The following is a 16,692-nucleotide window of genomic DNA, read 5'->3' as shown; positions in this document are numbered from 1 at the left end:
CTCACGCAGACGGGCGGGCCATCATCCGCTTCGCGCCGTGGAGCTGGGCGCGCAGCTCGGGGGTCAAGAGCTGGCCGACCTGGTCGACGACCACGGTCATCTCGTAGGCGACCTGGCCGACGTCGGCGTCCGGGGCGGCGAGCACGGCGAGGCACGAGCCGTCCCTGATGGACATCAACAGCATGATCCCGTACTGCATCTCGATCACCGAGCGCAACACGCCGCCGCCGTCGAAGCACCTCGCCGCCGACTCGGTCAGGCTCGCCACGCCCGCCGCGATCGCGGCCAACTGGTCGGCCCGGTCATCGGGCAGGCCGCTCGACGCGGTCAACAGCAAACCGTCCACCGAGATCACCACGGCGTGGGCCACCCCGGGCACGCGATCGGCGAAGTTGCCCACCAGCCAGCCGAACTGGTCGACCTGTCGCGACTTCTGCGTGCTCATCCGTTCTCCTGCCCAGCTCGATTCTCACCGGATCCCCGCACACCTTGCCGGATCCCGGTCTGGTAGCTGGCGAGGAAGCCGCGTGTCGCCTGCGGATCCCTCCGTACGGGTGCCACCGCGTCGGGTGCACTCGGCCGTTCGGCCACCAGATTGGTCCGCGGCTGCCTCTTGGGCAGTTCCGCCGGAATGTCGTTCACAGGCTTGTCGTTCACGGGCGCCTCCCCGCGCGCGTGGGTATCCGCGGCGCGGTGCCGCGGTTCAGCCGGCCCGGACGGCACCGGTGCGCCGCCGAACCAGGTCGAGGCCCTCCGCCGCGGCGCGGACGCCGGCGGGGCGGGCGGTGCGGCGGCCGGCGGCTCGACGGTGCGCCCGCGGAACGGCGACCACCCGTCTTCCTTCAGCGGCACGACAGGCGGCAGGGCCGGCTGCGGCAGCGAGGACGGCGGCGCGGTCGACGGTGGTACGGACGGCGGCAGCGCGGGTGGCGGCACGGTGGCGCGCGGCAACACCGGCTGCGGCCCCGTCGAGTGCGGCGACGCCGGCCGCACGCCGTTCGAGTACGACCCCGCCGAGTGCGGCACGACCGGCTGCGGCCCCGTGGACGGCGATGACGGAGCGGGGATCGACGCCTGCGCCGGCACCGCGCGCGACGGCGCCGGACCGGTCGCGCGGACCAGCTCGGCGGGCAGCGCCACGACCGCGCGCAGACCGTCGCCCTGCTCGCGCAGCACCACGTCGATGCCGTGCCGACCGGCGAGCCTGCCGACCACGTACAGGCCGAGCTGGCGTGACACGGGCAGTTCGCCGTTGTCCTCCGACGCGGCCAGCGCGATCCGGCGGTTGGCCTGTGCCAGGTCCTCCTCCGACATGCCGACGCCGAGGTCGACCACGTCGACGAGCACGCCGCCGCCGGGCCGGGGCCGTCCTCCTACGATCACCTGCGTGCGCGGCGGCGAGAACGCGGTCGCGTTGTCCAGCAGCTCGGCGACGAGCCGGACCAGGTCGCCCGCGGCGTAGCCGACGACCTCCACCGACGGCGTGGTATGCACGACGACCCGCTGGTACTGCTCGATCTCGGACGCGGCGGCGCGCAGCACGTCACCCAGCGGCACCGGGCGGGTGAAGCGGCGGGCCACGTCGCTGCCCGACAGCACCATCAGGTTCTCGTTGTTGCGGCGCATCCGGGTGGCGAGGTTGTCCAGCTTGAACAGGTTCGCCAGCTGCTCGGGGTTCTCCTCCTGCCGCTCCAGCTCCTCCATGAGCTTGAGCTGCCGCTCCACCAGGCCCTGGCTGCGGCGGGACAGGTTGATGAACGCGTTGCGCATGCCGGTGCGCAGGTCGGCCTGCTCGGCGGCGGAGCTGACCGCCTGCCGGTGCACCGCGTCGAACGCGCGGGCCAGCTGGCCCAGCTCTTCCCTGGTGTGCACGGGCACGGGCGCCACGGTGACGTCGTGCGCGGCGTTCTCCCGCAACTGCGCCACCAGCGTGGGCAGGCGGTGCTCGGCGACGTCCAGCGCGGCGGTGCGCAGCGCGCGCAGCGAGCGCAGCAGGTAGCTGCCGACGACGAACCCGACCGCGGCGGCGGCGAACATCGACGCCAGCAGGATCACCGACGCGGCGCCCGCCCGGTCGCTGGTGGAGTCCTGCAGCCGACCGGCGGCGGTGGTCAGCTGGTCCTCCAGCGACCGCAGCACCACGCCGATCTGCTTGAGCGTCGCGTCCGAGCCGTCGTTCCACGCGTCGGCCTTGACCAGCAGTTCCACCGCGCCGGAGTTCGTGCGCACCTGCTGGAACAGGCTGTTGCGGAGGTCGACCTGCTGGCCGGAGACGGTGCTGCGGAAGTCGGCCTGCTGCTGGGGCGTGGCGACGGCGGAGAAGTCGGCGAGCTTGTCCTGCTGGCGGGTGTAGGACTGCTCCAGCGCGGTGATCTCGTTGTCGGTCAGCCCGCCGCGGCTGATGCCGGCCAGCACCGTGGCGTGCTGCCAGGACACCTGCTCACCGGCCATGGCGATGTTGTGCAGGGCGGTCGCGGTGCCGGACAGCGCCGGGTCGCCGAAGTCGCCGACCATGGCCTGGTCGAAGTCGAGCAGGGCGCGCACCACGACGGTGTAGCCGCCGATGGCACCCTCCAGGTCGACGCTGCCCGACACCACGCGCTCGCGCAGTTGCGGCAGGCCGTCCAGCTGCACGGCGACGTCGCGGAACCGGGCGTTGGCGACCTCGCCGAGGGTCGTGGTGCGTTCCATCAGGTTGCGCACGCCCGCGGCGGCGTTGTCGGTGGTGCGCGTCAAGTCCCGGAAGTCGGCCTCGACCACGCCGGAGCCCTCGGCCCGCTGCGCGGAGAACGCGCGTTCGGCCTGCACACCGGCGATCAGCGGGTCGATGCCGGCGCGCAGCGTCACGATGCGCTGCATCGCGGCGTAGGTGTCGGCGCTCTTGACGTACCCGCGGATCTGCACCACGCCCGCGCCGACGGCGACGAGCACGGGCACCGCCAGCACGGCGGCGAGCTTGACCGGCAGACGCCAATTCCGCCAGTCCGCGACGGCACTCCACCACTGCCCGCGCGCGTTGTTGTCGCCAGTCACCAGACAAGCCCCGGAAAGTCCGTAGTTGTTTCGAAGTTGAACGACGTCGACGTATTGATGACCGACGAACGTGGATGTTGCTGGGCGGATAGTAGGTGGTGGACAGGCGTGGGACAACGACCTTGCGGTAGGTCCTCATCCGATCGGCGCAGCGTGACGACCCGGGGTGCGTCCGACGCCTATCGAGACAACGGTCCGGCATCGACTGAGCAGCGGTGACACGACCGTTGGCGTCATGTCGTTGACTGGCGGCGCATCGCGGTTACGCTGAGCGCTCGCCGCCGGCCCGCGCCTGGAGCGTGCGCGGCAAATCCCCGTGGAGGATTGATGACGAAGGCGATCCTGCCTCCGACGGATTCCGGACCCGCCCGCGGCGGGCGCGGCTTCGCCACTTTCGACGACCCCGGTTCAAGCCTGTTGGTCGACGAAGCGGGCGAGCCGGACTTCGTCGCGCTACAGGCGAGCGCCGATTTCCGCGAGCTCCGCCGCCGCATAACGATCTTCGTGGTACCCGCCACGTGCGGGTTCCTGCTGTGGTACCTGGGTTACGTCGCGCTGTCGGCGTACGCGCCGGACTTCATGGGCACGCCCGTGTGGGGCGTGATCAACCTCGGCCTGCTGTTCGGGCTGCTGCAGTTCGTCACGACCATCGCGCTGACCCTGGCGTACGCGCGCTACGCGCGGCGCAAGCTGGACCCGCAGGTGCGCGCCGTCCGCTCGCTCACCGCGGAGGACCAGGCCTGATGGGCGGCAACACCGCGATCAACCTCGGCGTCTTCGGCGTCTTCGTGTTGATCACCCTCTACATCGTGTACCGGGCGGGCAGCCGCAACGCCACCGCGTCGGACTACTACGCCGCGGGCAGCAGCTTCACCGGGCCGCAGAACGGGATCGCGCTGTCGGGTGACTTCCTGTCCGCCGCCTCGTTCCTCGGCATCTCCGGCAGCATCGCGGTCAACGGCTACGACGGGTTCCTCTACTCGATCGGCTGGGTCGTGTCCTGGCTGCTCGGCCTGATGATCATCTCGGAGCGGCTGCGCAACACCGGCCGGTTCACCCTCGGCGACGTGCTGGCGTTCCGGATGAGGCAGCGCCCGGTGCGCGCCGCGGCGGCCAACGTGACGCTGGTGATCTCGCTGTTCTACATGATCGCGCAGATGGCGGGCGCGGGCGCGCTGATGGCGCTGCTGCTGGACGTGCACAGCAAGGTCGGCCAGGCGGTGATCATCGCCGTGGTGGGCATCGTGATGGTGCTGTACGTGCTGGTCGGCGGCATGAAGGGCACCACGTGGGTGCAGATCATCAAGGCCGTCTTCCTGATCATGTGCGTGACCCTGCTGTCGGTGTTCCTGCTCGGCAAGTTCGGCTTCAGCCTGTCCGCGATCCTGGAGACGGCGTCGCGCAACACCCCGCTCGGGCCGGAGGTGCTGGAGCCGGGCGTGCGGTACGGCGGCAACCCGACCAGCCAGTTGGACTTCCTCTCGCTGGCGCTGGCACTGGTGCTCGGCACGGCGTCGCTGCCGCACGTGCTGATGCGGTTCTACACCGTGCCGAACGCCCGCGAGGCGCGCCGTTCGGTGGTGTGGGCGACGTGGATGATGGCCACCTTCTACCTGTGCACGCTGGTGATCGGCTTCGGCGCGCTGGCGCTGGTCGGCTCGAAGGAGATCGCGGCGGCACCCGGCGGCGAGAACTCGGCCGCGCCGCTGCTGGCCTACGAGGTCGGCGGCGCGGTGCTGCTGGGCGTGGTGAGCGCGGTGGCGTTCGCGACGATCCTGGCGGTGGTGGCCGGTCTGACGCTCACGGCGTCGGCGTCGTTCGCGCACGACGTGTACGCGAACGTGATCAAGCGCGGCCAGGCCGACCCGCGGTCGGAGGTGCGGGTCGCCCGGCTGACCGCGGTCGCCGTCGGTCTGCTGGCGATCGTCGGCGGTATCGCGGCGAACGGGCAGAACGTGGCGTTCCTGGTGGCGCTGGCGTTCGCGCTGGCGGCGTCGGCGAACCTGTCCACGATCATCTACTCGATGTTCTGGAAGCGGTTCAACACGCCGGGCACGCTGTGGTCGATCTACGGCGGGCTCGGGTCGTGCATCTTCCTGCTGGCGTTCTCCCCCGCCGTGTCCGGCGCGAAGTCGTCGATCTTCCCGGACGTCGACTTCGCCTGGTTCCCGCTGAGCAACCCGGGCCTGGTGTCGATCCCGTTCTCGTTCCTGTGCGGCTACCTGGGCACGATCCTCAGCCGGGAGAAGGCCGACCCGGTCAAGCAGGCCGAGATGGAGGTCCGGTCGCTGACCGGCATCGGCTCGGGGCTGAAGTGACGCGTCGGAACGCCGGAGCGCTCGGCTCCGGCGTTCCGCGTTCCTAGCGCTTCGAGAGGGCGGCGCGGACGGCCGAGGCGAACCGGAGCGGCGCGGTGGCGTCGGTCTGGCGGAAGCCCAGCGACGGTTCGACCAGCTCCAGTTCGAGCAGCAGCGGGGCGTTGTCGGGTCCCGGGATCAGGTCGACGCGGGCGTAGAGGAAGTCGTCGCGGCGCAGGCCGGTCAGTTCGGCGGCGGCGTCCACGACGTCCTCGGCCACCCGGCGCTGCGCGGGCGACGGCGTCGCGCCGGACAGGCGTTCCAGGAGGTAGAGCCCGGACTCGTCGTACTCGGCGTCCGCGGTGAGCATGGCGCCCTTGGTGAACGCGTGCGAGTACAGGCCGCCCAGGAACACCATCGCGGTCTCGCCGACCGAGTCGACGTTCGACTGGTACGGCTGCACGAGCGCGGGCACGCCGAGGGCGGCCAGGTGCGCGGCGGCCGTCCCGTGGTCGCCCGCCGCGACGCGCAGCGCGCCCCGTGACCCGGCGCCGACGGTCGGCTTCACCACGAACTCGCCGTCCGGCCAGTCGGTGAAGCCCGGCCCGGCCACCGCAGTCGGCACCACCGGCACACCGTGCCGCGCGAGCTCGACCAGGTACGTCTTGTCGGTGTTCCACCGCACCACGGACGCCGGGTTCACCAGCGCGGGCTCGGCGTCGCACCACGCCAGGAACTCCGGCAGCCGCTCGGGGTAGTCCCAGGTGGACCGCAGCACGACCAGGTCGGCCGAGGCCGGCGCGCCCCACGTCGTCCAGGACGCGTGCACGCCGACATCGGCGAGGGCGTCGACCAGCGCGTCGTCGTCACCGTCTCCGGTGGGCAGCGAGTCGCAGGTGGCGAAGAGGACCTTCACCGGCCGGCCATCTTGCGCCGGTGCGCCGGCCCGATCTTCACCGCGGCCGTCGTCTCGCGGTCCCACTCGTGCCGCTCCAGGTCCGCGACCGCCTCGATCACGGACTCCGCCGACGCCACGTCCGGCAGCACCACGTCGCCCATGGCGCCGTCGTCGCCGACCAGCACGACCCGCGCACCCGCCCGCCCGACGTTCTCCACGACCGCGCGGGAAGGCTTGCCGTGTGCGGCCACGAACGCCGTCGCCGTCTTCACCGCACGCCCGATCTTCTTGTCCTCTGCCACGTCGGCCAGACTAGAACCTGCCGGTAACTTCCGCGCACGTGACCGCACTCACGGCCCCGCTCCTGCACCATCACCTGGTAGATCCCGTTCTGGTACGGCCCCCGAACGACACTCCGCCTGCCCGCGAGGACCGCGAGCGCCTGCACGTCTCCGGGCGCCTGCCGGACCGCCCGGTCGCGAGGTAGCTTGCGGGCGTGACAGATACCCCACAGCTCACCCACCTGGTCGAACAGTTCCTCGCGTGGCACTTCGACCGCAACCCGGGCAGTGCCGCGATGCTCGGCTCGCTCGCCCACGACCACACCCTCGGCGAGTTCGGCGCGGACGCGTTCACCGAATACGAACGCGGCGCGGACGCGTGGCTCGACCGGTTCGCCGCGGTCGAGGCGGTGGACCTCCAGGGGTCGGTGGACCGGGACCTCGTCGTCGCCGTGCTGCGCGGCGTGCGGGCGAAGGCGACGTGGCCCGCGTGGCGGCGCGACCCGTCGACCTACACGACCGCGGTGCTGTACCCGTTGTTCAGCGCGTTCCTCAACCGGCTGCGGCCGGAGCCGGAGCTGGTGGCGAGCGTGGTGAAGAGGCTGGCGGAGGTGCCCGCCGTGCTGGCCGCGTGCCGGGCGAACCTGGACCGGGGGCTGGCCGCGCCGAAGATCGTCAAGCGGGCCGCCGACCAGGCGCGCACCGGTCGGGCGTTCCTGACCGTGACGCTGCCCGCCGAGGTGTCCGACCCGGGGCTGCGCGCGGAGCTGGCCGAGGCCGCGGAACCGGCCGCGCGGGCGTTCGACGAACTGGCTGTGTTCCTGGACGAGTTCGCTGGCCGTGCCGCGGGCGACTGGCGGATGGGCGAACAGCTGTACTCGACGCTGCTGCGCGAGCAGGAGGTGCTGGGGTACGGCGCCGCCGAGCTGCACGAGCGGGGCAAGGCCGCCTACGCCGAGCTGGACGCCGAGATGCGCGAGCTGGCCGGGACCGACGACTGGCACGCGGTGATGGCGTCGTTCCAGGACGACCACCCGCCGACGCCGGAGGCGATGCGCGCCGAGTACGAGGCCGAGACCCGGCGGGCGCGGGAGTTCCTGGTCGAGCACGACCTGGTGACGTTCGCCGAGGGCGAGGAGTGCCGGGTGGTGCCCTCGCCGACGTTCCAGCGGCCGGTGCTGTCGGTGGCCTCCTACATGTCGCCGCCGCCGCTGACCGACCAGCGGACGGGCCACTTCTTCGTGCCGTTCCCGCCGGACGGGTTCACCGCCGAGCAGACCGCCCAGCGGCTGCGCACGAACTCGCGCGCCCAGCTGGCCACGATCGCCGTGCACGAGGCGTACCCCGGCCACCACTGGCACCTGTCGTGGCTGGCCGCGCAGGACCGGCCGGTGCGCAAGGTGTTCCGCACGCCGTACTTCTCCGAGGGCTGGGCGCTGTACGCGGAGAAGCTGCTGCGCGAGCACGGCTACTTCAGCGCCGAGGTCGTCGGTGACGCGGCCACCGCGCGGGCACAGGAGCTGGCGCACGTCGAGGCGCGGTTGTTCCGGGCGGCGCGCATGATCGTGGACACCGCGCTGCACTGCGGCGACATGGGCGTCGAGGAGGCCGAGGAGTTCATGACCACGAAGGCGTCGCTCACGCCCGGCACGGCGGCGGGCGAGGTCAACCGGTACTGCGCGTGGCCGACGCAGGCGCCGTCGTACCTGACCGGGGCGCTGGAGATCGAGCGGATCCGGTCGGAGTACACCGGGTCGTTGCGCGACTTCCACGACACCATCGCGGGCGCGGGCGCGTTGCCGCTCGGTCTGGCGCGCAAGGTCGCTCTCGGGGGCTGAGCGCTCCGGGGAATGGGACGCGGAACAGGCGGGCCGGTCCGGCGGTTGGCGTCTGACGTACGGACATCGCGACAGGAGGACGAACACATGCCCAAGGCAGTGGTGGTGCGCGCGACCGGTGGGCCGGAAGCGCTGGAGTTCGCCGACGTCGAGGCGAAGGCGCCCGGCCCCGGCGAGCTGCTGGTGGACGTGGCCGCCGCCGGGGTGAACTTCATCGACTGCTACCACCGCGAGGGCCGCTACCCGCTGGACCTGCCGTTCGGGCCGGGCCTGGAGGGCGCGGGCCGGGTGAGCGCGGTCGGCCCGGACGTCACCGGTTTCGCGGTGGGTGACCGGGTGGCCTGGGCGCAGGCCCTCGGCAGCTACGCGCAGCAGGCCGTGGTGCCGGTCAAGGACGCGGTGCCGGTACCGGACGGCGTGGACGACGACACGGCGGGCGCGCTGCTGCTCCAGGGCCTGACCGCGCACTACCTGGTCGCGTCCACGTACCCGGTGCAGAAGGGTGACACGGTCCTCGTGCACGCCGCCGCCGGTGGCGTCGGGCTGCTGCTGGTGCAGTTGGCCAAGGCGCGGGGCGCGCGGGTGATCGGCACGGTGTCCACCGAGGCCAAGGAGGCGCTGGCGCGCGAGGCCGGTGCCGACGAGGTGATCAGGTACGACCTGGTGGACTTCGCGCCGGAGGTGCGTGAGCTGACCGGCGGCGCGGGCGTCGCGGCGGTGTACGACGGCGTCGGCAGGACGACGTTCGACGGGAGCCTGGCCAGCCTGAAGCCGCGCGGCATGCTGGCGCTGTTCGGCGCGTCCAGCGGTGCGGTGCCGCCGGTGGACCCGTTGCGGCTCAACCAGGCGGGGTCGGTGTTCCTCACCCGGCCGTCGCTGGCCGCGCACGTGGCCACCCGGGAGGAGCTGGAGTGGCGGTCCGGCGAGCTGTTCGCGGCCGTCGTGGACGGTTCGCTGTCCGTGCGGGTCGGCGGGCGCTACCCGTTGGCCGACGCGCGGAAGGCCCACGAGGACCTGGAAGGCCGCCGCACGACCGGCAAGCTGCTGCTCGTGCCCTGATCACCGACACCGAACCACGGGAAAGAGAAGAGGAAGGGCGGCCCCGACGAGGGACCGCCCTTCCGTCGTCCGGCGTGGCTTGGCTCAGCCCTGGACCTTGACCGCGTCGACCACGAAGATCAGCGTCTCGCCGGGCTGGATGTCGCCCTGCCCGTTCGGGTAGCCCTTGTCGGATGGCACGACGAGCAGCCGGCGGCCACCCTCCTTCAGCCCGATCAGGCCCTCGTTCCAGCCCTTGATGACGCTGGCCTGGCCGATGTTCTCCAGCTCGAACGGCTCGCCGCCGTCCCAGGACGCCTCACGGGTCCGCTGGTCGCGGAACGTCGCCAGCACGTAGTGCAGCTGGGCGGTGGAGCCGGGCTTGATCTCCGGGCCGGTGCCCTCGGTCAGGTCCTCGACCACCAGGCCGTCCTGCGGGGTGCAGCCGGTCGGGACGGTGATCGTGGGCTTCTCCCCCGCCGCGCCGGTCACCTGGTACTGCGCCACCTCGCACGGCGGGCCGCTCGGCTCGGGCAGGTCGGCCTCGGTGGGCTGCTGCGCCTCGGGCTGGGCGGCGGTCGCGGACGGGGTGTTGGTGAGGGTGGACGGCCGGTCGCTAGCGGTGCACGCGGTCAGCGCCAGACCGGCGGACAACAAGGAGACGAGAGCCAGGGCCGTACGGCCGACAGTACGCATGGTTGCCGAGCTTAGGGTTCACGCCCGCGCGCCGTGCCGCGGCCCCACCAGCAGGCCCAACGCCGATCACGGTGCGCTGCTGTCGATCTAGGAACCAATCCGCAAATGTGCCACTAATTACCGCTATCGCCGTTGCGTACCCGCGAGTACAGTAACTCCGCGCACTTGATCGTATACCGAGAGCATTCGGCCGTTCGAGTGCCCGCCAAGGAGGTGACACCGTGTCCGCGGAGCCGAACGGCGTCCGCAGCAACCTGTTACAGGAATTGTTCTGGACCAGAACAGGTCTGCTCCTGCTGAGCTTAGTCGTCACTTCCGGCGCCGCTCTGGCCATTTCCAGCACCATGGGCCAAGGTGCGCTGCGCACGTTCCTGACGTCGGTCGGCACCGGCACGTTGATCTCCGCCGTGGTCGGTTTCGGGCAGACGTTGATCACCAGTTCGGCCGCGCAACGGGCGCTGGTCACCCCGGTCGTGGAGGAGAGCCGCAAGGCGCTGCGCGACCTCACCGCCGAGTACCGGGCACTGGACCGCGAGTTCTTCCCGACGCACGTGTTCGAGCCGACCGCGCGGCCCGACCCGGCGTTCAACCAGGTCATGATGCAGGACCTGGAACGCACCCGGCTGTACGTGTTCCGCGGCTTCGCGGGCAGGTACGCGGCCTGCCGGCTGCTGCTGTCGCAGTCGGAGTGCGAGCTCAAGGCCGTCCTGGCCGATCCCCGGGACGGGGACGCGATCAGCGGGCGGGCACGCTACCTGCTGCGCAACGAAGGCGCGGACGGCGACTACGACGCGATCGCGGCACGGCTGCGCGAGCAGATCTCCATCGGCCTGGTCGGCTTGTTCCTGGCCCGCGGCCGGTGCTCGCGGATCGACCTGACGATCGTGTCCGACCCGCCGCTCGACCGGCTGGAGCTGTTCGACGACAGCGCCTGGCTCACCCTCTACAGCAACACCAGCGCGGGCGTCATCCGGCTCTACCCGCGCACGGTGCGGTTCGCGGAGGGCTCGTTCGTCTACGGGATGGAACGCGCCGAGTTCCTGCGCATCAGCAATTCCAAGGCAGGGCTCCACGTCGTCATCACACCGGGCACCAGTCGGGCGGACTTCCTCGCCCTGTTCGAGAAGATCACCGGGGACCCGCTCACGGAGGACGGGTTCCGATCGCTCGAGGAGAAGTTCCACCGATTCCGCAAAGAATTCTCCGCCTCCGCTCAGTTGGGGAGCTGATAAGTCGTGCTCACCGAGTCCACCGGGTTCTCCGCCCTCGCGGAGCTCGCCACGCTCATCGCCGTGGCCGACCCCCCTGTCGTCGACCACTGGGGACACGTCGAGAGGCGTTTCCGGGAGTGGGCGGGCCTACCCGGCCTGCGGGAGAGGCTGCGCGGTCACCTGCGCGCCCTCTCACCGCAGGACGAGATGCGCGTGGTGGCCAGATCCCGCGAGACCACGACCCACTTCGCCTGGTGCCTGCGTGACGAACCGGCCGAGCCGTTCACGTTCTGGCTGCACGAGTACAAGCCGCAGAGCGACTGGCGACCGGGCTACGCCGACTCCATCCACAACCACCGCTACCACTTCTGCACCACCATCCTGTCCGGCTCCTACCTGCACGAACGCTTCACCGCCGACGTCGGCGACGACGGCAGGCGGATCGTGTCCACCACCCTGCTGCGCAGCGCGGAGGCTCACGAGGGCGCTTCGGGCACGATGCTGGCCCACGAGTTCCACCGCATCCCGAAGGCCGCCGACGACACCATGACGTTCCTGGTCAAGTCGCGCGCGGTCAGCCCGTGGAGCCTCAGCTACGACCCGGACACCGGAGCCAGCCACCGGCACGTGCCGGTGGAGGCGAGGTTGGAGGTCCTGACGAACAACCTGTAATCGCCGCCAAGGATCATCGCGCGCGCCTACCATCGGCCCACCCGGCACGGGAGGGTCCAATGAGTACTGTCACGAGGACGGTCACGGCGCAGGCGATCTCCGAGGTCGAGGCCGAGGTGTGGCGACTGTGCCGCGACCTGGCCGCGAAACTGCAGTTCCACGGCTGGCACCACGTCAGCTTCGTGCGGGACAAGGCTGTCCACTTCGCCCGGCGGAACGGTTCGGACGTGGCGCTGGTCGAGGTGGCGGCCCTCGTCCACGACGTGAACTACATGGTCCGGCGCAACTCCCTGCCGGTCGACGGCAGGCGGTTGCGCCTGGACATCCTGGCGGGCGCGGGCGTACCGGCCGACATCGCGGCCCGAGTGGACGCCATCGTCGAAGAGGCCGAGATGCGCACCCGACACCGGGACATCTCGCTGGAAGCGCAGGCGTTGTCGGATGCGGACACGCTGTTCAAGGCACTGCCCGTGACACCCGTGGTGCTGGCGCCCAAGTACCTCGAAGAGAACGGGATCACGCTCAAGGAGCTGGCGCACAAGATCGTCGGTGAGCAGCGCGGCAAGCACGACGAGGGGTACTACTTCTACGACCCGGAGGCAGCGGCCACCTACTCCCGATGGGCCACGGCGAACCTCGAGCTGTGGTCGTGCATCGTGGAGTCACTCGACGACCCCACCGTCAACGAACTGCTCTCAGCCGTCTCCTGACCATGGATCCGCAGCACAATGGATCCACATCGGGGACCACATCGGGTCCGCAGCGGCACCAGATGGGGTCCGCAGCGGCACCAGATGGGGTCCGCAGCGGCACTAGATCGGGTCCGCAGCGGCACCAGATCGGGTCCGCAGCGGGACCACATCGGGTCCGCCGCCCAACCGCGGAGGGCCGATTTTACATGGGGTTCGGGTGCTTTAGGCTGGTCGAAGCCGGGCAGGCTTGGCGGGCGCTTTATCCGCCAGGCCTGCCCGGCTTCGGCCTACCTGGAGTACCCGTAAGGGGCCCCATGTCAAATCGGGCCGGGACTCGAGTGGCGCAGTGATGGCCCTGAGTGCAAGAACCCGCAAAGATCAAAAACCCAAAGCAAAAGATCAAAAGAGTCCTCGCCGGACGGGCAGATCAGCAGGATGACCCCAACTGCCTCCGTCATGCCCTGTTGGGTTGTGGGTCCGGACTCCGTGTCATCCCACCGACCTCCCTCCGGGTTACCACACGTGTCAAGGGCGGCGCGCGGTCCCAGTGAAGTAGGAGGCAAAGCTGGACGCGCCACCCTTGACACGTGCGGTAAGGCTGCGCCAGGTCGGCGGGATGACACGAAGCCCTCCTTCTAGGGAAGAAGGACGTGCCAGTGGCCGGGAGGCGGCTGGGGTGTGGGCGAGGTGGGTTATCCGCAAATATGCGGAAAGTGCATCAAGCTCAGAACGGCCAGCCGAGTACTGGCAGGGCGATGACGGCGTCGACGGCCAGGCCGCAGAAGACGAGCATCAGGTAGAGGTTCGACATGTGGAAGAACTTCATGGTGTTGGTCGAGCCGCCTCGGCGGACCACGTGGTGCAGGCGGTGGGCGAAGACGGCGAACCAGATGCCTGAGGCGGCGGCGACCGCGACGTAGATCCACGAGGTGACCGGTGCGAGGAGGAGCGTGCAGACGACCGTGATCCACGAGTAGATGACGATCTGGCGGGTGACCTGCTGGGCCGTCGCCACCACCGGCAGCATCGGGACGCCGGCGCGGGCGTAGTCCTCCTTGAACTTCATCGCGAGCGCCCAGGTGTGCGGCGGGGTCCAGAAGAAGATCACGCCGAACATCACCAGTGCGGGCCACGCGACCGTGCCGGTCACCGAGGACCAGCCGATGATCACCGGCATGCAGCCGGCCATGCCGCCCCAGATGATGTTCTGCGAGGTGCGGCGCTTGAGGACCAGGGTGTAGACGAAGATGTAGAACAGGATCGTGGCCACCGCGAAAACGGCCGAGATCAGGTTCGTGGTCAGCCACAGGAACCCGAACGACACGATGCCGAGCACGATGCCGAAGATCAGCGCGTTGCGCGGTGGGATGGAGTCCTTCGCCAGTGGCCGGGCGCTGGTGCGCTTCATCACCGAGTCGATGTCGGCGTCGACGTAGCAGTTCAGCGCGTTGGCCGAGCCCGCGGCGAGGGTGCCGCCCGTCAGGGTGCACGCGATCAGCCACAGCGGCGGCAGGCCGCGGGCGGCCAGGAGCATCGCCGGGATGGTGGTGATCAGCAGCAGCTCGATCACCCGGGGCTTGGTCAGCGCCACGTACGCGCCGACCACCTGCCGGGGCGACCGCGCCGGAGCCTCGGTGACGGCACTCATGGCGTCGCGCTCCTCAACAGGTCGGGGGATGCGCAGATCGTAACCGCGCGTTGGTCGAGCAGCCCGTTCGGGTACTCCCTGAACGCACCAGCTACGCCTGTGCGTACACCCACAGAGCGTGAGTGGTACGAGGGTCCGCTCGTCGGACTAGGCTGGCCGGCGGACCTTGGTAGCCGCGGATCGGGCCTGACGGGATCGATTAAGTTCACGCCGGCCGTCACAACCGCCGCCTAGTGAGTTTGGAGCTGGAAGTCAGTGTCCGTCACCGATGACATCGCCCGGTTGACCGAAGCCCACCTGCCCGAAGATTGGACCGACCTCGACAAGCGCGCGGTGGACACCGCTCGCATCCTGGCCGCGGACGCGGTGCAGAAGGTCGGCAACGGTCACCCCGGTACCGCCATGAGCCTCGCGCCGCTCGCGTACACGCTGTTCCAGCGCGTGATGCGGCACGACCCGGCCGACGCCGACTGGATCGGCCGCGACCGGTTCGTGCTCAGCGCGGGCCACTCCAGCCTGACGCTCTACGTGCAGCTGTTCCTCAACGGCTACGGCCTGGAGCTGGACGACCTCAAGGCGTTGCGCACCTGGGGTTCCAAGACCCCGGGCCACCCCGAGCACCGGCACACCAACGGCGTGGAGATCACCACCGGCCCGCTGGGCCAGGGCCTGGCCTCCGCGGTCGGCATGGCGATGGGCGCGCGCCGCGAGCGCGGCCTGTTCGACCCGGACGCCCCGGTCGGCGAGAGCCCGTTCGACCACCACATCTTCGTGATCGCCTCCGACGGCGACATCGAGGAGGGCGTGACGTCCGAGGCGTCGTCGCTGGCGGGCACCCAGAAGCTGGGCAACTTGACCGTCATCTACGACGACAACAAGATCTCCATCGAGGACGACACGACGATCGCGCTGTCCGAGGACACCGCGAAGCGCTACGAGGCCTACGGCTGGCACGTGCAGGTCGTCGAGGGCGGCGAGAACGTGAAGGGCATCCTCGAGGCCCTGGAGAACGCCAAGGCCGAGACCGAGCGCCCGTCGTTCATCCTGCTGCGCACGATCATCGGCTTCCCGGCGCCGAACAAGCAGAACACCGGCGCGGCGCACGGCGCGGCCCTGGGCGCGGACGAGGTCGCCGAGGTCAAGCGCATCCTCGGGTTCGACCCGGAGCAGACGTTCGAGGTCTCCGACGAGGTGCTGGAGCACACCCGCTCGGTGATCAAGCGCGGCGAGGCGGCCAAGTCCGAGTGGCAGAAGTCGTTCGACGCGTGGGCGCAGGCGAACCCGGAGCGCAAGGCCCTGCTGGACCGCCTGGTGGCGCGCGGCCTGCCCGAGGGCTGGGCCGAGGCGCTGCCGTCGTGGGAGCCGGACCCGAAGGGCGTGGCCACCCGCAAGGCGTCCGGCGAGGTGCTCAACGCACTGCGCGACGTGCTGCCGGAGCTGTGGGGCGGTTCGGCCGACCTGGCGGAGTCGAACAACACCACGATGAAGGGCGTCGACTCGTTCGGCCCGGAGTCGATCTCCACCAAGATGTGGAACGCCAACCCGTACGGCCGCACGCTGCACTTCGGCGTCCGCGAGCACGCCATGGGCTCGATCCTCAACGGCATCGCGCTGCACGGCCCGACCCGCCCGTACGGCGGCACGTTCCTGGTGTTCAGCGACTACATGCGCCCGGCGGTCCGGCTGGCGGCGCTGATGAAGTCCGCGGTCACCTACGTGTGGACGCACGACTCCATCGGCCTCGGCGAGGACGGCCCGACGCACCAGCCGATCGAGCACCTGGCCGCGCTGCGCGCCATCCCGGGCCTGACCGTGCTGCGCCCCGGTGACGCGAACGAGACGGCCGCCGCGTGGCGGGCCGTGATCGAGAACCCGACCGGCCCCGCCGGTATCGCCCTGACCAGGCAGAACCTCCCGGTGCTGGAAGGCACCAAGGAGAAGGCCGTCGAGGGCGTGGCGCGCGGCGGCTACGTGCTGGAGGGCGAGGGCGACCCGGAGCTGATCCTCATCGCCACCGGCTCGGAGCTGCAGATCGCGGTCGAGGCCCGCAAGGTGTTCGAGGCCGAGGGCATCGCCGCCCGCGTGGTGTCCATGCCGAGCGTCGAGTGGTTCGACGCCCAGGACAAGAGCTACCAGGAGCAGGTGCTGCCGTCGTCGGTGAAGGCGCGCGTGGTGGTCGAGGCCGGCATCGCGCAGCCGTGGCACCGGTTCGCGGGCGACGCGGGCGAGATCGTGTCCATCGAGCACTTCGGTGCGTCGGCGGACTACCAGACGTTGTTCCGCGAGTTCGGGTTCACCACGGAGAACGTCGTCGCGGCGGCCCGCCGGTCGCTCGCGAAGGTCAAGTGAGCCCCGCACCGCGGGACACGGACTTCTCAGGGGAGTTGG

Annotated in this window: 14 protein-coding genes; 8 read left to right on the top strand and 6 right to left on the bottom strand. The window is 70.5% G+C overall.

The features are described 5' to 3' along the window. Position 1: 1 nt before the first annotated feature. Together B0I31_RS36960 and B0I31_RS36955 are read right to left on the bottom strand one after the other, a co-directional pair. Complete coding sequence (locus B0I31_RS36960) at positions 2–445, bottom strand: roadblock/LC7 domain-containing protein (protein ID WP_033440767.1); 444 nt, start codon at positions 443–445, stop codon at positions 2–4. Beyond that, on the bottom strand, positions 442–3,033 hold the full coding sequence (locus tag B0I31_RS36955; protein WP_106620026.1) for a sensor histidine kinase: 2,592 nt from the start codon (positions 3,031–3,033) through the stop codon (positions 442–444). The genes B0I31_RS36960 and B0I31_RS36955 overlap by 4 nt, the downstream gene beginning before the upstream one ends. Before the next feature lie 327 nt (positions 3,034–3,360). Here B0I31_RS36955 and B0I31_RS36950 point away from each other — a divergent pair, with 327 nt between their 5' ends. Then, positions 3,361–3,777 carry a DUF485 domain-containing protein gene (locus tag B0I31_RS36950; protein ID WP_106620025.1) on the top strand — a complete coding sequence of 139 codons (417 nt, stop codon included), beginning with the start codon at positions 3,361–3,363 and terminating at the stop codon, positions 3,775–3,777. Next, on the top strand, positions 3,777–5,351 hold the full coding sequence (locus B0I31_RS36945) for a solute symporter family protein (RefSeq protein WP_106620024.1): 1,575 nt from the start codon (positions 3,777–3,779) through the stop codon (positions 5,349–5,351). Before B0I31_RS36950 ends, B0I31_RS36945 begins: the two co-directional genes overlap by 1 nt. A gap of 43 nt (positions 5,352–5,394) precedes the next feature. Here the strand turns inward: B0I31_RS36945 and B0I31_RS36940 are convergent, their stop codons facing one another. Together B0I31_RS36940 and B0I31_RS36935 are read right to left on the bottom strand one after the other, a co-directional pair. After that, the gene (locus B0I31_RS36940; RefSeq protein ID WP_106620023.1) at positions 5,395–6,246 is read right to left on the bottom strand and encodes an ATP-grasp domain-containing protein; all 852 of its coding nucleotides are present in this window, start codon (positions 6,244–6,246) and stop codon (positions 5,395–5,397) included. Then, the gene (locus tag B0I31_RS36935) at positions 6,243–6,530 is read right to left on the bottom strand and encodes a hypothetical protein (protein ID WP_106620022.1); all 288 of its coding nucleotides are present in this window, start codon (positions 6,528–6,530) and stop codon (positions 6,243–6,245) included. The genes B0I31_RS36940 and B0I31_RS36935 overlap by 4 nt, the downstream gene beginning before the upstream one ends. Before the next feature lie 194 nt (positions 6,531–6,724). On the opposite strand from B0I31_RS36935, the gene B0I31_RS36930 reads away from it, so the two are divergent. Further along, entirely contained in the window at positions 6,725–8,347 is a 1,623-nt protein-coding gene (locus tag B0I31_RS36930; protein WP_245950710.1) for a DUF885 domain-containing protein, read from the top strand. Positions 8,348–8,434: 87 nt separating this feature from the next. After that, a complete protein-coding gene (locus B0I31_RS36925) occupies positions 8,435–9,406 on the top strand; it encodes a quinone oxidoreductase family protein (RefSeq protein ID WP_106620021.1) in 972 nt (323 codons plus the stop codon). A gap of 84 nt (positions 9,407–9,490) precedes the next feature. On the opposite strand, the gene B0I31_RS36920 is transcribed toward B0I31_RS36925, so the two are convergent. After that, positions 9,491–10,081 carry an FKBP-type peptidyl-prolyl cis-trans isomerase gene (locus B0I31_RS36920; protein WP_106620020.1) on the bottom strand — a complete coding sequence of 197 codons (591 nt, stop codon included), beginning with the start codon at positions 10,079–10,081 and terminating at the stop codon, positions 9,491–9,493. A gap of 221 nt (positions 10,082–10,302) precedes the next feature. Between B0I31_RS36920 and B0I31_RS36915 the strand changes: the two genes are divergently transcribed. The 3 genes from B0I31_RS36915 to B0I31_RS36905 are packed head-to-tail and all read left to right on the top strand — an operon-like array spanning position 10,303 to position 12,674. Next, positions 10,303–11,310 carry a hypothetical protein gene (locus tag B0I31_RS36915; protein WP_106620019.1) on the top strand — a complete coding sequence of 336 codons (1,008 nt, stop codon included), beginning with the start codon at positions 10,303–10,305 and terminating at the stop codon, positions 11,308–11,310. Between the two features lie 6 nt (positions 11,311–11,316). After that, a complete protein-coding gene (locus tag B0I31_RS36910; protein WP_106620018.1) occupies positions 11,317–11,964 on the top strand; it encodes a hypothetical protein in 648 nt (215 codons plus the stop codon). A gap of 59 nt (positions 11,965–12,023) precedes the next feature. Then, on the top strand, positions 12,024–12,674 hold the full coding sequence (locus B0I31_RS36905) for an HD domain-containing protein (protein ID WP_106620017.1): 651 nt from the start codon (positions 12,024–12,026) through the stop codon (positions 12,672–12,674). 706 nt (positions 12,675–13,380) lie between these two features. Here B0I31_RS36905 and B0I31_RS36900 read toward each other — a convergent pair. Then, the gene (locus B0I31_RS36900; protein WP_106620016.1) at positions 13,381–14,304 is read right to left on the bottom strand and encodes a heme o synthase; all 924 of its coding nucleotides are present in this window, start codon (positions 14,302–14,304) and stop codon (positions 13,381–13,383) included. Positions 14,305–14,559: 255 nt separating this feature from the next. Between B0I31_RS36900 and tkt the strand changes: the two genes are divergently transcribed. Then, positions 14,560–16,653, top strand: coding sequence for a transketolase (tkt, locus tag B0I31_RS36895; protein ID WP_106620015.1), 2,094 nt, complete (start codon positions 14,560–14,562; stop codon positions 16,651–16,653). Positions 16,654–16,692: the final 39 nt, after the last annotated feature.

Origin of the sequence: Saccharothrix carnea, assembly GCF_003014735.1 — a bacterium.
GTDB classification, from domain to species: Bacteria; Actinomycetota; Actinomycetes; order Mycobacteriales; family Pseudonocardiaceae; genus Actinosynnema; species Actinosynnema carneum.
Note: the sequence above shows the minus strand (reverse complement) of the source record. Positions and strands in the feature narration are given on the sequence as shown.